The sequence below is a fragment of the Streptomyces sp. NPDC056628 genome (assembly GCF_042792555.1).
In the GTDB taxonomy this organism is placed as follows: Bacteria; Actinomycetota; Actinomycetes; order Streptomycetales; family Streptomycetaceae; genus Streptomyces.
Map to the genome: position 1 here is coordinate 1 of NZ_JBHTWG010000030.1, position 15,337 is coordinate 15,337.

13 protein-coding genes and 2 pseudogenes are annotated in these 15,337 nt (G+C 69.1%); 6 read left to right on the top strand and 9 right to left on the bottom strand.

The features are described 5' to 3' along the window. Positions 1-187: 187 nt before the first annotated feature. Together ACFRAC_RS28055 and ACFRAC_RS28060 are read right to left on the bottom strand one after the other, a co-directional pair. Positions 188-845: pseudogene (locus ACFRAC_RS28055) on the bottom strand (sensor histidine kinase); the annotation flags it as partial. Between the two features lie 349 nt (positions 846-1,194). After that, positions 1,195-2,517, bottom strand: coding sequence for an MFS transporter (locus tag ACFRAC_RS28060; RefSeq protein WP_382932731.1), 1,323 nt, complete (start codon positions 2,515-2,517; stop codon positions 1,195-1,197). A gap of 293 nt (positions 2,518-2,810) precedes the next feature. Between ACFRAC_RS28060 and ACFRAC_RS28065 the strand changes: the two genes are divergently transcribed. Next, a complete protein-coding gene (locus ACFRAC_RS28065) occupies positions 2,811-3,005 on the top strand; it encodes a hypothetical protein (RefSeq protein WP_382932733.1) in 195 nt (64 codons plus the stop codon). A gap of 59 nt (positions 3,006-3,064) precedes the next feature. On the opposite strand, the gene ACFRAC_RS28070 is transcribed toward ACFRAC_RS28065, so the two are convergent. Further along, positions 3,065-3,736: an SMI1/KNR4 family protein gene (locus ACFRAC_RS28070; RefSeq protein ID WP_382932740.1), complete on the bottom strand. Its 672-nt coding sequence runs from the start codon at positions 3,734-3,736 to the stop codon at positions 3,065-3,067. A gap of 187 nt (positions 3,737-3,923) precedes the next feature. Next, positions 3,924-5,135, bottom strand: coding sequence for a cytochrome P450 (locus tag ACFRAC_RS28075; protein WP_382932747.1), 1,212 nt, complete (start codon positions 5,133-5,135; stop codon positions 3,924-3,926). 1,973 nt (positions 5,136-7,108) lie between these two features. On the opposite strand from ACFRAC_RS28075, the gene ACFRAC_RS28080 reads away from it, so the two are divergent. Both ACFRAC_RS28080 and ACFRAC_RS28085 read left to right on the top strand, forming a co-directional pair. Continuing rightward, positions 7,109-8,317 (top strand): PP2C family protein-serine/threonine phosphatase, encoded by a 1,209-nt coding sequence (locus ACFRAC_RS28080; RefSeq protein ID WP_382932752.1) that lies wholly within the window; start codon positions 7,109-7,111, stop codon positions 8,315-8,317. Between the two features lie 189 nt (positions 8,318-8,506). Then, entirely contained in the window at positions 8,507-8,779 is a 273-nt protein-coding gene (locus tag ACFRAC_RS28085) for an ANTAR domain-containing protein (RefSeq protein WP_382932756.1), read from the top strand. Between the two features lie 11 nt (positions 8,780-8,790). Here the strand turns inward: ACFRAC_RS28085 and ACFRAC_RS28090 are convergent, their stop codons facing one another. Continuing rightward, complete coding sequence (locus tag ACFRAC_RS28090; RefSeq protein ID WP_382933113.1) at positions 8,791-9,189, bottom strand: VOC family protein; 399 nt, start codon at positions 9,187-9,189, stop codon at positions 8,791-8,793. Positions 9,190-9,206: 17 nt separating this feature from the next. Then, on the bottom strand, positions 9,207-10,478 hold the full coding sequence (locus ACFRAC_RS28095; RefSeq protein WP_382932761.1) for an IS256 family transposase: 1,272 nt from the start codon (positions 10,476-10,478) through the stop codon (positions 9,207-9,209). A 350-nt stretch (positions 10,479-10,828) separates the two neighbouring features. Between ACFRAC_RS28095 and ACFRAC_RS28100 the strand changes: the two genes are divergently transcribed. Next, on the top strand, positions 10,829-11,269 hold the full coding sequence (locus ACFRAC_RS28100; RefSeq protein ID WP_382932764.1) for a hypothetical protein: 441 nt from the start codon (positions 10,829-10,831) through the stop codon (positions 11,267-11,269). 411 nt (positions 11,270-11,680) lie between these two features. On the opposite strand, the gene ACFRAC_RS28105 is transcribed toward ACFRAC_RS28100, so the two are convergent. Further along, positions 11,681-11,911 carry a sigma factor gene (locus ACFRAC_RS28105; protein ID WP_382932770.1) on the bottom strand — a complete coding sequence of 77 codons (231 nt, stop codon included), beginning with the start codon at positions 11,909-11,911 and terminating at the stop codon, positions 11,681-11,683. 114 nt (positions 11,912-12,025) lie between these two features. Here ACFRAC_RS28105 and ACFRAC_RS28110 point away from each other — a divergent pair, with 114 nt between their 5' ends. Both ACFRAC_RS28110 and ACFRAC_RS28115 read left to right on the top strand, forming a co-directional pair. Continuing rightward, positions 12,026-12,469, top strand: coding sequence for a PPOX class F420-dependent oxidoreductase (locus ACFRAC_RS28110; protein WP_382932774.1), 444 nt, complete (start codon positions 12,026-12,028; stop codon positions 12,467-12,469). A gap of 125 nt (positions 12,470-12,594) precedes the next feature. Continuing rightward, positions 12,595-13,011 (top strand): annotated as a pseudogene (locus ACFRAC_RS28115) (VOC family protein). Here the strand turns inward: ACFRAC_RS28115 and ACFRAC_RS28120 are convergent. Both ACFRAC_RS28120 and ACFRAC_RS28125 read right to left on the bottom strand, forming a co-directional pair. Next, positions 13,012-14,358 carry an MFS transporter gene (locus ACFRAC_RS28120; protein ID WP_382932779.1) on the bottom strand — a complete coding sequence of 449 codons (1,347 nt, stop codon included), beginning with the start codon at positions 14,356-14,358 and terminating at the stop codon, positions 13,012-13,014. A 191-nt stretch (positions 14,359-14,549) separates the two neighbouring features. Continuing rightward, positions 14,550-15,215, bottom strand: a complete 666-nt coding sequence (locus ACFRAC_RS28125) for a TetR family transcriptional regulator (RefSeq protein ID WP_382932784.1) — start codon at positions 15,213-15,215, stop codon at positions 14,550-14,552. Positions 15,216-15,337 lie beyond the last annotated feature (122 nt).

The window sequence follows — 15,337 nt, forward strand, 5'->3', positions numbered from 1 at the left end:
ACCCGCTGAAACAGCTCCCACAACTCATCCGGCACCAGCCGCTCAACGATCCTCACCACAGCCAGCAGCCTACTCAGCCAAATGAGATGACGTCTTAAGCGGATCCGGCCGCCGACGTTCCGTCAGTTGCCCACCAGGGCTGACGTCGGCGTAGCGCACGATCTGACATGGATGTTCCTCAGCCTCCGTCCTCGGCGTGCACGGTGCCGCGAATGGCCTCGGCCAAGCGACGTGCGACCGCGAAGCCGAGGCCGACACCCACGCCGCGGGGTGAGTCGCCGTGGCGCTGGAACGGTTCGAAGATGCGTGCCTTGGCCTCGTCCGGTACTCCGGGGCCGCGGTCGACGACCCGCACGTCGACCCGGTCGCCGCGGGCACTGGCGAAGACCAACGCCTTCTCCCCCGTTGGGCTGTGCTTGACGGCGTTCTCGACGACATTGGCCGGCCCGCTCCAGGCGTCCCCGGTCCACGTGGACCACGGGCAGTGTCTCGGGGATGTCCAGCTCGACGCTGCCCCCGGGAACCCCGCCGAGCGCCATGGGGACGACCTCGTCGAGGTCGGTCTCGCGCAGTACGGGTGTGACTCTGCCGGTCTGCAGGCGGGACATGCCGAGCAGGTTGCCGACCAACTGGTCGCGCCGGTCGGCGCCCTCCTCGATGGCCTCCAGCAGCTCCGCCTCGTCCTCCTCGCACCACTCGACGTCATGGGACCGCAGCGACGTCATGGCGGCCTTGATGCCGGCGAACGGGGTGCGCAGGTTGTGACTGACGGCGGCGAACAGCGCGGTCCAGATACGGTTGCTCTCGGCCAGTTCCTCCGCCCGGCCTGCCTCGCCCTTGAGGCGCAGGGCACGGCGCGGAACCACGCTCCGGTGCGGTTCTGGTCGATGCCGTCTTCTGCGGGGACGTCCTGGCCAACGGCGGGATGGACGACCAGTTCTCCCGGGGCGGGGTACTGGCGAAGCGGCGCTCGTCCTGAACACGGACAATGCCCGGACAGCGGCCTCGAAGTGGTGTCCGGGTTGGCGCTCGGCGAGGTGCCGGGACCGCTCACGCTGGTGGGCGGCGCCCTGTGCCTGGCGGGTGTGGCGGTCTCGCGGCCCAGGCCCGGTCGGGGGCGACGGCCCGTCGGCCGCGGTCCCGGCTCCGGAGCAGACGGAGGCAGGGGAACCGCGGCCCGGCCGGACGGCCGGCTCAGTGTGAGCGGGCCCGGTCCGCGAGGACCTTGATGGAGGCCAGGGCGATCAGCGACAGCCCGATGATGTAGCCGGAGACGGCCATCGAGGTGCCTGTCGCCTCCAGCAGCAGCACCATGACGAACGGTGCCAGCCCGCCGCCGGCGACAGCGGCGATCTGGTAGCCGAGGGAGGCTCCGGTGTAGCGCATCTCCGGAGTGAATAGCTCGGCGAACAGCGCCGCCTGGGGGCCATACATGATGCTGAGGAAGCAGCTCGCGACAAACGTGCTGACCGCGAGCCACAGCAGCGACCCGGTGTCGATCAGCAGGAACATTGGCACGGCCCACAGCGCGATGCCGACCGCGCCGATCGCGTAGATCCTGATCCGGCCGAGCCGGTCGGACAGGGCGGCGGAGGCGGGGATCAGCACCAGCTGGGTGAGGCTGACGCACAGGGAGACGGTGAGGACAGCGCCCTTGTCCATGCCCAGTTCACGGGTCGTGTAGTCCAGGACGCCGGTGATGATGATGTAGAACGTCGCGGTGTTCACCGCGAAGGAGCCGCCGGCCAGCAGCACGGTGCCGAGGTGACCGCGCAGGACCGTGCGCAGGGGTGAGTTCTTCTCGCCCCTCTCCTTCTCGGCCAGCGCCCGCTCGGCCTCCCGGAACTCCGGGGTCTCCTCCACCCGGGTGTGGATGTACCAGGCGAGGGCGAGCACGGGCAGCCCGACCAGGAAGGGCACGCGCCAGCCCCAGGAGGCGAACGCGCTGTCCGAGGTGAAGGCGCCGGCCAGCAGGAACACGCTGTTGGCGCTCACCACGCCGATGGGAACGCCGAGTTGGACGACGCTGCCGTAGACGCCGCGCTTGCCCTCAGGGGCGTACTCGGTGGCCAGCAGCATCGCGCCGCCCCACTGCGCGCCGACGGCGACGCCCTGCACGACGCGGAGCAGGACGAGCAGGATCGGGGCGGCGACGCCGATCGTCTCGTACGTCGGGAGCAGGCCGATGCCGATGGTGGCCACGCCCATCAGGGTGAGCGCGAGCACCAGCATGGGCTTGCGGCCGCGCTTGTCGCCGAGCTGACCGGCGACGATGCCGCCGAGCGGACGGGCCAGGAAGCCGACGGCGAAGGTGGCGAAGGCCGCGAGGACCCCGGCGGTGGGACTCCCGGCCGGGAAGTACAGATCGCCGAGGACCAAGGCCGCGGCGATGCCGAAGACGAAGTAGTCGTACCACTCGACGGCCGAGGCCAAGGCGGCTGCCGTGGCGACCCGGCGGCGGTTGGGGGCCGCGAGAGTGGTGGAGGTGAGCGGCTGGGCGGAAGGTGCGGTGTCCATGCGGTGCGCGCTCCGATGGGTTCGGGGACGGAACAGGCGGAACGGGGCGAATCAGAGGGAACGGTGAAGCGGTGGCCCGGGTTCCGGGGAACGTACTGACCGGACGGTATGTACGTCAACGGGTTGAGCGCCGTGAGTTTTTACCTGCACATGGCGCGGGGCTGCGCGTCCACAGGGGCGCCGGCATGACTCGGGCCCCGGCCTCGCGGGGAGGCCGAGGTGCTCGGCGGGCCGGGGTCAGTGCCCCGTCGGGGCCTAGAGCTGGGTTTTTGCTGGTCGGGAACGGTGAACTCGTGCGGAAGTGGAACGCGAAGTGCGGTCGCGCCTTGGTGCCGCAAGACCAGAACGAAGGCGCGTTTCTCGACTTCGGCATCAAGTTCGTCCCGCAGACGCGTCTCCTCGACAAGGACGGGTTCTTCATCAGCGATCCCGGCTTCGAGCCCTGCAAGATCGCCGACACAGTCTGTGCATGGAAGAACGTCGGCTGACTGACCGTTGACGGACCGATCCCGCGGCCGGAACACCGCATGGTGTTCCGGCCACAGCGCTACGCGAAGCGTTCCCAGTCCGGGTCCAGCGGATACACAGGTCCGTCCCACACCAGGGCCCGATCGACGAGACCGGGCACGGTCCTGTCCTGGCGCCCGTCCGCGTACTCCACACCACGGTTCTCATACAGTGCGTCGGCGACTTCGATGAGGTAGTCGGCGAACGACAGCCACACCCCCAGTTCGGGAATGCCGGCCTCTTCGAAGGTTCCGATCCGTCCGTAGCCGGGTCCTGGGGTGCAGTCCGTGAACAGCCCGTACAGGCCGCTGCGGTCGGTCGCGGCGAAGGCGAGGTAGCGCATCGCGGGGTCGGCCGGCATGCCGATGGTGTGGGGACCTTCATCCCAGTACGGCAGTTGCTCCACGGGAGGGATCGCGTGCTTCATCGGCAACAGCCAGGCTGTTCCCTCCCCTTGCTGGTGGAGTGCGGTCTCAGGTTCGAGTGTCCAGCCGAAGTCGGCGGGGTGACCGGTGCCGTTGCGGAGGCGATAGAACGCCCGCAGTCCCGGTGGGATGATGAGGTCGAGTTCCTGCTCAACCGCGTGGATGTCGGCTTCTGGTGCGGGCGGGGGGAGCAACCGGTGGGAGCGCGGAGCGTTCTGCTTCAGCCACGCCTCGATCCTCCCCCAGGCGCCCTCAGTGGCCTGTTCCTGCTGCTGGTCGTCACTCATACCCGCGACCCTACGGGCCAGCGGCGAGCAGAACTGTGGCCTGCCCCACGCAGTCGGCACAGCACGCTTCCCCGGCAAGGGCTTCTGTCTTCCTCGGCCAACCCGCATGTAGTGAGGGCGTGTTGCGCCGCGTGGTCACGGGCGTGCGCAGGCGCCCCGGCGGGCGGTCCTGCGGCCCCTGCTGCGCTCATCCACCTGCCGGGGTGAAGCTGACGTCCAGGCGCGTGAGGCCACGGAAGTTGAGACTGCGCTGCCACTGCGGTTCAGGGCCGTCGAGACGGAGGTCGGGGAACCGGGTGAGCAGTGCGCCGAGCGCGACCTCGCCTTCGAGCCGGGCCAGCGCCGCGCCGAGGCAGAAGTGAGGACCGTGTCCGAACGCGATGTGCCGTGTGCCGGACCGCTCGAGATCCAGAACGTGAGGGTCCTGAAAGACGGCGGGGTCGCGGTTGGCGGCGCCGGACACAAGGAGCACGGTCTGCCCCGCAGCGATGGTGCGTCCCGCCAGTTCGAGGTCATGGCGTGCTCGTCGGAGCAGCAGATGCACCGGGGCGTCGTAGCGCAGAAGTTCCTCGACGGCGGCGGGCATCAGGTCGGGGCGCTTACGCAACCGGTCGGCGGCGTGCGGGTGGCGCAGCAGAGCGAGAGTTGAGTTGCCGATGAAGTGGGTGGTGGTCTCGTGGCCGGCGATGAGGAGCAGGGCGCAGTTGGCGAGGAGTTCGTCGAGGTCCTGGTCGGTTTGCTGCGCCTGTGTGCTCAGCAGTCGGCCCAGGGTGTGCGGAGTGGAGGTGTCCTGATGTGAGAGGAGGGTGCGGAGGTAGTCGAGTGTGGACGCCATGCTCTGCGAGGCCGTGCGATGGGCGTCGGCGTCGAGGCGGGAGTTGCCGATGGCCTCGGCGACCGGGGCCGACCAGGCGGCGAGGGCAGGGCGGTCCTGCTCAGGCACGCCGATCAGGTCGCAGATCACGGTGAGAGGCAGAGGACGGGCCAGGTCGGCCATGACGTCCATCCGGCCAGTGGGCGCAGCCCGCAGGAGGAGCCGGTCGACTGTTTCCTCGATCCGGGGGCGCAGCGACGCCACCGCCCGGGGTGTGAACGACTTGCCGATCAGGGACCGCAGCCGGGTGTGGTCGGGAGCGTCGCTGTAGAGCATCTGCCGACTCAGGACTTCCGCCAGCGGGCGCAGTTCCTCGCAGACGGCACTGATGTCGGGGTAGCGCACCGACGACAGCCTCGGATCGGCCGCGGCACTGCTGACCAGTGCGTGCGAGGTCGCGATCCAGGCGTCCAGATGACGGTCGAAGAAGAGGTCGTCGGCACTTCGCAGCTCGTCGTAGAAGTCGTACAGACGCTCTTGGACAGAAGGACGAAAGGCCCGCAGCAGTGTAGGAGTTGTGCGCATTGTCAGATGCTAGGGATTTCGCTGAGGCTCGGGACGGTTTCGCCGACTTTGGATCGATCGAATACTCGCCCTGCAGGGACAGTCCCTGTACGAGGCGCGATGTCACCGGGCTCCCCGAGTTCGACTTCTGGGACCTGCGCCGCAGCGCGCGGTCGGCGGTGCTGCGGACCAGAGGGTCGGGGTCGCCGGCGAACGGCATCAGTTCGTCGTAGGACAGTGCACCCATCAGTCGCAGAGCGGCCAGCGCCAGCGCCCGGGCCCGGATCAGTGAACGGGGGTGACAGGTTAAGGGGCGCAACAGGGCGATGTCCTGCGGGTGGCGTTGATACATGAACGACAGCGCAATGCCCACTCCTCACGCCGCATCCGGGTCGAACACGGCATCGCTCACCTGAAAAGCTGGCGGGGCCGTCAACTCCAAGGCGAACCGCGAGCTGTATGCCCAGATGGTGGCGGAAGATCGGCAGTTGAAGCTTTCCGGCTACGAGGTCCACCGCTTCGGCGGCCACGAGCTCGAACGATGCAGCGGTCCTCGGTAAGTTACCGGCTTCTTCCGAGAGCATCCCGCCGGCGTCCACGGTGCACGCATCCAGTACCTAACCGGGCGGTGACGACGCTGGGCAAGCTGCGAAGGTCCGGGCCAGGCCGAGCGGATCATCGGCAGCAGCCGGGCGGGCGAGGCGTGAGCGCTGCTCGCCGATGCCGCAGCATCCGTCCAGGGGCGCAGGGCGTCCGGCCGTACGGCGGTGACGGCGTCGACGTACGCGCGCCCGGCTAGGACGACCAGGGCGCGGGCCGCGAAGAAGCCGAGCCCGGCGGCCTGGGCCGCAGCTGCTCGACGCTGACGTGTCCGGGGGCGTCCATCCGCCTCTCGTACGGCAAGTGTTCGTCGTCGAGTCGACGAAGCGGTACAGGGCGATGCCGTCATCATGCCAGGTGTAGAAGTACCCGCCTGGCACTCCGCATGACGGGCGGGAACTGACCCTCGGGGCGATGCTGGCACGGCTGGATGAGCAGGAACGGGCGATCACCGCGCGGGCCGAGACGATGTGGGAACAGGTCACGCATCTGACCGCACGGCTCGACGAACTCAGCCGGGCCGCCGAAGAAGTCCGGATCACCCGAAAGTCACTGCTGGGGCTGCCCGACCCGCAACCGCCCGCGCTACGGGCACCCAAATTGCCGGATCATCCAGCCTATCAGCCGATCATGGCGGTGTTCACCGCCGCCGACCACGCGCTGCGGCCCGGCAGGTGTGCGAGGCGACGGGCCTGCCAGTCGCGCCCAACAACATCGACAACGTCCGCTTCAAGCTCAAGCGGCTGGCCGACCGCGGGATCCTGGCCGAGACCGAGCCAGGCTTGTTCACCCAGCCCCGGCCATAGCCGACCGGCGACGCCACGACCCGCCCGCCTGCCCTGCACGAAACGAGGAATCAGGCATCAGGTGTCATACCGCCCTCCTAGGGCCTCGCTGCTGCGTCGGAGCCGAAGAGGCGGCCGCCGACGGGCGCTCAGACTGCGAGACGCCCCTGACGCCGTCGCGCGCGGACCGGAAGTGGCGTGCGCGGGGAGCTTCCGCCCCCCTTCCATCGACCTACGTGGAAGCAGGACTTGTCCCGTAATGATCTTTCGTTCGAACACATGGGCGTCAACTTTTGAGATCGGGCGTCGCCCCCTCCACTGGCAACCAAACCTGGCCGAGGGCCGCACCAGCACCGCGTCGAGCAACCACCGTGCACCGGAGCGCCATCCGCCCGTTCCCGGCTCGCTCCCCCTGCAGTCGACATGCTGTTTCCTCTGCGTCCCAGGTCCGCCGACGCACCGGCCGCACGATCGCCCACGAACGCCGCCTGAGGGAGGCTGGACGTGCTCGCACCGATATGGAACACCGCTCTGGCCAGGTAAAATCGACAGAATTGTGAGGTTGCGCAGACTCGGGGAAGAAGGTGCAGCAACCGAAAGGAGGTTGCTGTGAAGGGTGGAGATCTGGAACTGGGCGAGTTGCTGGCCGCCGCCGAAGCGGCCCCGCCCGGTGAGTCCGTCGACGTGGTGGCACACGACCTGCAGAAGCGGTTCGGTGCCGAGGCCGTGTCCTTCCTGTTCGTCGACCTCATCGGCCAGCGGCTGGTACGCCTCGCGGCGGCCGGCAACGAGGTCACCGTCCCAGGCGAGCTCATCGACCTGCGGGACAGCGTCTACGACAGCGTGCTGCAGAGCCAGCGCCAGCACGTGGAACCGGACGGCCAGGGCGGATGGCGCGTCATCACGCCGGTCACCAACCGGGGCGACTGCATCGGCGTCCTGGAGGTGACCCTGCAGTCCGCAGACGACATCGTGCTGCGACAGGTCCGCGACGCGGCCCACACCCTGGCCTACATCATCGTCACAGACGGGCGCTTCACCGACCTGTACCACTTGGGCCGGCGCACCACCGACACCAGCCTGGCCGCGGAGATCCAGCACCAGTTGCTTCCCTCGGCCCCCTGCTGCGAGGCCGCCCAGTTCACTCTGGCCGCCGGGCTGGTCCCGGCCGACGACATCGGTGGCGACACCTACGACTACACCCTCGACCGCGACACCCTGCACCTGTCCATCACCGACGCCATGGGCCACGACACCAACTCCGCGCTTCTTGCCACCTTGCTGGTCAGCGCGCTGCGGCGGGCACGCCGCAGCGGCTGCGACGCCCTCAAGCAGGCCCACCACGCCCATCAGGCCCTGCTGAGCCACAGCAGCGGCCTGGCCACCGGACAGCTGCTGTGCGTCGACCTCGAAACGGGCCTGTGCGAAATGGTCAACGCCGGCCACCCCCGGCCGCTGCTGCTGCGTGACAACGCCGTCGAAGAGGTGAAACTCGCCGTCAACCTGCCCTTCGGTGTGGCGGCACCCACCCCCTACCGCCTACAGGAACTGCAGTTGCGTCCCGGGGACCGCCTGGTCCTGCTCACCGACGGCATGCAGGAGCGCGGTGCCGCGGCCGTCGACCTGGGCTCGGTCGTTCACGACACCCGCGCACTGCACCCGCGAGAAGCCGTCCGGAGCCTGACCGCCGCGGTGCTCGACGCCTGCCACGGCAACCTCGAGGACGACGCCACGGTGCTCATACTGGACTGGCACGGCAATCGCAGCCGGCCGGCCGGACCGAGCCCCGACCCCGCTGCAACGATGGCCTACCCCTGAGTCCCTACTGGGAGCGGTGAGTCTTCAGGCCACAGCGAGCGCGTCTTGCTGACGCGATGGTGGGCAGGCGTACCGGAGACCTCGCCCTTATGGAGACCAGTCAAGACGAGCTCCCGCGCGCAGCGTCCCCCTTCTGGTGCAAGGTGTGACGACGCCGCTATCGCCGACCTGGAGCTGTACACCGCACAGTTGCAGCATGCTGTCGGCTCCCACGCGACAGTGGATCAGGCCATAGGCGTTCTGCTCGCGCCCCCCTCGGAAAGCGCCGACGGCCGGGTCGAGGTGCTGCGCAAGGTCTCCCAGCGCACCGACGTCAAGCTGCACACGGTCGCCGAGGCCCTGATCGACCGGGCTTCGGGGCGGCCGGCCATGGTGAGCCCGAACCCGGTATTCAGCCACCGGCGTCACCTGGACGTCAGGGCGCACGCGTGTCCGAACGCGAGTGATCGTCAAGACCCATGAATCGATTGATCTCACTTTCGTCCAGGTGAGTTGATCGCCACGAGTTCGACTTCGAAGCCGTCGTCGTTCTCCAGGTAGGCGGCGTAGTGCTGACTGCCGCCGGCGTAGGGATGCCGCTCGGGGAACATCAGGTGCCAGCCGTGCTGGATGGCGTTGGCCACGAGCTTCTCGACCGTGGTGGCGTCTTCGACGTGGAAGGCCAGGTGGTTCAGCCCTGGGCGGCAGCGATCGTGCTCTTCGGCGGTGAGGGCCGACGACTGCTCGATGACCAGGTAGGTCGGCCCGAGCCGCCAGCTGTGTCCGCCTTCCCAGCTTTGGTAGAGGGCATACCCCAGCGCCTGCAGTAGCCAGCCGAGTGAGGCGAGCGCACGATGGAGGTCCGGCACCCACAGCTCGACGTGGTGCAGCATGCCGTGCGACGAGTCGCTCACGCGGAGACCTCCCCGGGGCGTTCGACGAGCTGGCCGTGTTCGAAGCGGGCTCCGACGCGGACGAGGGCGACGAGGTGGGGCGCGTTCACCGCTCGCCAACGGGCCTGTGCGGACTCGACGAGCTTGAAGACCATGGCCGGGGCGGCGATGCGGAGGCCGGCCCCACGAGTGACCTGCCTCCGCGGCCGGACGATGGAGAAGCTCGACTCGATCGGATTCGTGGTCCGCAGGTGGATCCAGTGCTCGGCCGGAAAATCGAAGAACGCCAGCAGCTCCTCCTGGTTGTCGGTGGTCTTCCTGACTACCTCTGAGGGCTTCGCGCCGTAGCGCTTGGCGAACGTCTTCACTGCTGCCTTGGCGTGGTCGCGGTCCTCGGCGTTGTAGGTGTTCTGGATCGCCTTCTTCGCGGCCGGCTGTGCGGACTCGGCCGGCTGTGCGGACTTCGGCATGGCGTCCAGGACGTTGGCCGTCCGGTGAACCCAGTACCTCTGCTCGCGGGTGGCGGGCAACACCTCGGCCAGGGCCTTCCATAAGCCCAGGGCGTCGCCGCCGACCGCGAGCACTGGGGCGCGCATGTCCCGGCGGGCGCAGCCCCGGAGCAGGTCTGCCCAGGACTCGCCCGATTTGCGGTAGCGGCCCCTGAGCGCGACCAGTTCCTTGGAGCCGTCGGTGCGCACCCCGGTGAGCACCAGGACGCAGGCTTTAGCCTCATTCAGGCTGGCGTTGAGGTGGATGCCGTCGGCCCACGTGTACACGTAGTCGACCTCCGCGAGGTCGCGGCTCATGAACGCGGCGTGGTCGGCCTGCCTATGCGTCGTCAGCCGGGTGACCGTGGCCGGGGACAATCCGGCCGAGCTGCCGAAGGATCGCTCCAGCGAGGGTACGAAGTCGCCGGAGGACAGGCCGTGCCTGTAGAGCAGCAGCACCTCGCTGATCTTCGAGGACTTGCGGCACCACGGAGGCAGGATCGCGGAGGAGAACCGTTTGCGCTCGCCGGTGGCCTCGTCGACGAGCTTGTCGTTCACCCGCGGCACTTTCACCTCGACGGCGCCGACCGCGGTGGTGAGCTTCCTGGGCCGGTGGTAGCCGTTGCGGACCACGAGCCGTCGGCCGTTCGCGTCGCGCTGGTCGTCCCACTCGGATATTTCGGCGTTGACTTCCTCTTTCTGCGCGGCGGCCAGCATCCTTCTTGCGCTTTCCCGGACGATCTCGTCGGTCAGGGCGGAGCCGTCGGCGGTGGTGCCGTCGTCGTTGACTTCGCTGAGCACGGGCCGCCTTCCCGACCAGTGCTGCGAACACCGGCCAACTCGATGACCATCAATCGATCACTCGGGAAGGTACGCCCTTCGCGTGCTCCCCGAGCTCGATCCACAGATCTTGAGCATGGCTCACGGATGGCTACGGGGGCCGGTGCTCAACACATCAGCGATGGCGGCAGACGGACGGGTGACGTGCATACGAACCCGCAAACAAGACGCCGTTGGCGTAACGGGCCCCCGTTACACAGGTGACAGGACCGCGACAAAAGCGCCCACAACTCTCAGCGGGCCTGCCCTGTCTCACTTGGTGTGGACGGTCACGACCGGCCGTCCCACCACGACACACCAGGGGGAACACCATGAAGTCGATCCGCCACAAGGCAGCCACCGCCGGCGCCCTTGCCGTCCTGACCCTGAGCGGCACGCTCGCCGCGACGACTCCCGCATCGGCCGCCACGGCCGGCGCCTACAACGGGGCGTGCGGCGCCGGCTACGAGGTCTTCACGTCGACGCCGATCAAGTCCTCGCAGACCACCGTGGCCGCCACCACCTACGTGGCCTACAGCTCCACCGACAAGCAGTGGTGCGCTGTGACGGTGCGCAACAAGCCCGGCACCCGCGTGTTCATGGAGGTCACGCTGGACACCTGGCCGACCGGCAACCACCCGGCGACGGACGCCGGTTCCTACACGACCTATGCCGGACCGGTGTACAAGGACCTTCCCGAGCCCGGCCAGTGCATGACCTGGAGCGGTTCGATCGACATCTACTACAACTCGGACACGGGCCTATGCCCCTGACCTGACAGCAACCGACGTGGTCGACCTCCACCGAGGGTCGGCTGCGCCGACGGGTCCCGTAGCGGCAACACCACCTGCCGACCCGCTGCCTGCGCAGTCGTGCACCAGATTGCCGGTGATGTCGACATGGTGGGGGGAGGAGCCGGACGCCCGGTTCCTCTCCACGGTTACGCAGTTGGTGTCGCACGTGGAGTCGGTCCTGCTCGACCAGCGTTCGGCGTCGGCCAGGGACAGGGCGGCGTTGTTGCCCTTGCCCTTCAGGTTCTTGACGACGATGTGGGACGCGCCGTAGACGCTGACGCCGTTCCAGGTCGTCTCCGGGCTCGGACCGGCCGGTGCCCGGGATACGCCGTGAACGTGATGGGAGCTCCCGGGTGCCCCGAGCGGTTGATGGTCAGCACGTTGGAGCCCTTACGGGGCTCGGCGCCGGGTGTCGGTCAGCTGACGGACCGCGATGGCCACTAGCCACAAGCGGACCTTCGCCGCGTTCCGCAGGTCCGGCAGCGCGCGGATGACCGCGACCATGGTGTCCTGCACGATGTCGTCGACGTCGACGTCGAGGTCGGCCCCCGGGCTGGCCTGGCCTGGCCTGCTGGAACATCGCCCGCAATCGGGCGCCGTCCATGCTGCGACCTGGGCCACCACCCGATCGTCATGAGTCCACACAACCCTTGATGATCATGCGGTGACCCCTTCCACTTCTCGCGCGGGTCCGGCCCGGGAATGGGCAGGCCGCGCCACGGGGTTGAGGGATACATGACTCAGGACGCCACGCACCACGCTCTGCGCGCGCTGCTCTCCGAGGGCCACGGCGGGGTGCTGGTCACCCTCAAGCGTGACGGTCGGCCGCAGCTGTCGAACGTCACCCACGCGTACTACCCGGACGAGGACGTCATCCGCGTGTCCCTCACCGAGAGCCGCGCCAAGACCCGCAATCTGCGCCGCGATCCCCGGGCGTCGTACCACGTCACGACCGCCGACCGGTGGGCCTACGCGGTCGCCGAGGGCACCGCGGAGCTGACGCCGGTGGCCGGGGACCCCTACGACGCCACGGTCGAGGAACTCGTGCGCCTCTACCGGGAAGTCCAGGGCGAGCACCCCGACTGGGACGACTTCCGGGCCGCCATGGTGCGCGATCGGCGACTGGTCCTGCGGCTGCGGGTCGAGCGGGTGTACGGCATTCCAAGGGCTGTCGACTGACGGGCCACCCGGGGGCGTAGGACTCCGGGCCTCAGGGCGGAGGGCCGATGACCGCGCCCGTGGCCGCAGCCTGTGCTGCACGGTCGTCGGGCCGTCGAGGACCTGGGGCGGAAGTCGTCGTCCGGATCGTCGGCCGCGGTGACATCCGTGTCGCCCGCCCCTGCCGCGACCTGGCGGCGGCGGAGCGGTTCTGGAGGGAAGGGCTGGGCCGGAGCGTCGTATGGCGCGGCGCGCGGGCCGGGACCCTGCGAGCACGATCTGCTGATGCTCGGATGGCCGGACGTCGGCCGGCAACTGGCGCTGGTCCGCGAGCCCGCCCGGCCGGTCGAGCCGTGGCCCACCGAGGAGGACTCCCGGTGGGTTCACGTGGACGGCCCCGTGCCGGACGACCTGGTCGCCCTTTGGAGAAGTGGGGAGGACGGAGGGTGCTGTCTCCCGACCCCTACTGGACGGAGTGGGAGGTCACCCCGCAGGACCTGGACGGGTACCGGCTCGTGCTGTGCGGGCGGGCCTTGTCCAACGGCCCCGCGGACTCCGCCTGATCAGGCCGTCACCCGCTCTGGCTTCCCGGACTCGCGCGGCGCGGGCTCGCCGAGCCGCTCTGTCGGGACGGCGGCCGTCTCGCGGGCGCAGATCGCGGCCACCACCGGCGGCACGCACAGGGCGGCCGTGAAGAGGCCCACCGCGCTCCAGTCGTCCCCGTCCGGGCCCGCGATCCCTGCGGCGAAGGTGACGGCGAAGCCCGCGACGGCGAAGCCGATCTGCGTGCCGATGGCCATACCGGACAGCCGGACTCGGGTCGAGAACATCTCGCCGTAGAACGAGGGCCACACACCGTTCGCGGCGCTGTAGACCACTCCGAAGGCCAGGATGCCGAGCAGCAGGGTGAGCGGGTAGGACCCGGTCGAGATCGCCCACAGGTAGAGGAACATCGTCACCGCGCTGCCCGCGGCGCCCGCAAGGAACACCGGGCGACGGCCGATCCGGTCCGACAGCGACGCCCACAGCGGGATCGCGACGAGCGCGACCACGTTGGCCAGTGCCCCCACCCACAGCATCGACGACCTGCTCATCCCCACCGAGTCACTGGTGGCGTACGACAGCGCCCACACCGTGAAGATCGTGCTGACCGAGGCGACCAGCGCGCCGGCGACCACGCGCAGCACATCCGCCCAGTGCTCCCGCATCAGCACCGCGAGCGGCAGCTTCACGACGCCCTCGGTGGCCGCCTGCTGCTCGAAGGCGGGCGTCTCGTCCAGCTTGCGGCGGATGACGTAGCCCACGACGGCGACCGCGACGCTCATCCAGAACGGGACGCGCCAGCCCCACGACATCAACTGCTCCTCGGGTAGCGCCGCCACCGGGATGAAGACCAGGGTGGCCAGCAGTTGCCCGCCCTGCGTGCCGCTGAGGGTGAAGCTGGTGAAGAAGCCGCGCCGGTGGGCCGGTGCGTGTTCCAGGGTCATCGAGTTGGCGCTGGCCTGCTCGCCGGCCGCCGAGATGCCCTGGAGCACCCGGCACAGCACCAGCAGGACGGGGGCCAGGGCGCCGACCTGGTCGCGAGTGGGAAGGCAACCGATGAGGAATGTCGAGACGCCCATCAGGATCAGCGTGAAGACCATGATCTTCTTGCGTCCCAGCCGGTCTCCGAAGTGCCCGAGGAAGAGCGCGCCGACCGGCCGGGCGGCGTAGGCCACGCCGAACGTGGCCAAGGACAGCAGAGTCGCGGTCGCCGGGTCCGACTCGTCGAAGAAGACCTCGGGGAAGATCAGCGCGGCCGCGCTGCCGTAGATGAAGAAGTCGTAGTACTCCAGCGCGCTGCCGATCCAGGCGGCCGTCGCCGCCTTTTTCGGCTGGCCGGGAGGTGCGTCGGGCACGGGGACGGACACAGTGGTGCTCCTTCGGGGGACGGTGACGTCGGCGGAGTGAGCGGGAACGACGAAGACCAGGAGGGGAAGGGGCCGGGTTGCGGCTAATTAACCCACTGGATAGTTAGTAGCGATGGCTACGGATGGTGCGCCCACGCTTCCCGGGTGTCAAGGGGCGCTACCGGACGACTTGGGCCGGTGGCGCCCCGGCCTCAGCCGGCCGTGCGCTCCGCCGTCAGGTAGGCGATCACCATGTCGCCGAGCATCGCGCGGTAGTGCTCGCGCTGCGCCGGATCCACCAGGTCACGGCCGAAGAGCGCGCCGAAGGTGTGGCGGTTGGAGACCCGGAAGAAGCAGAAGGAGCTGATCATCGCGTGCAGGTCGACCGCGTCGACCTCGGCCGTGAACAGGCCGGACTCCCGGCCCGACTCCAGGATGCGGCGGATGACGTCCAGGGCCGGCGAGCCGATCTTGCCGAGCTTCTCCGAGGAGGCGATGTGCGCGGCACCGTGGATGTTCTCGATGCTGACCAGCCGGATGAAGTCCGGGTGCTGCTCATGGTGGTCGAAGGTCAGCTCCGCCAGGCGCCTGATGGCGGCGACCGGGTCCAGGTGCTCGACGTCGAGCTCCTGCTCGGCCTCCCGGATCACGGTGTACGCCCGCTCCAGCACGGCCGTGAACAGCTGCTCCTTGCCGCCGAAGTAGTAGTAGATCATTCGCTTCGTCGTCCGGGTGCGGGCGGCGATCTCGTCCACGCGGGCCCCGTCGTAGCCGGCCCGGGCGAACTCCTGTGTCGCCACGTCGAGGATCTCGGCCCTGGTGCGCGCGGCGTCACGGATCCGCGCGTTGCTGCGTGCCGGCTCTTCGACGCTGGTCATCGGCTTCCTTCGGCGAGGGGTGAGCGCGCCCCGGTGGCCCACCCGCGTGCCGGTGATTGTAGAAGCCCGCACGTCCCTGGCGCCGGGTCGACCCTTCCCAAGGTCCCGCGACAGCTGCTATG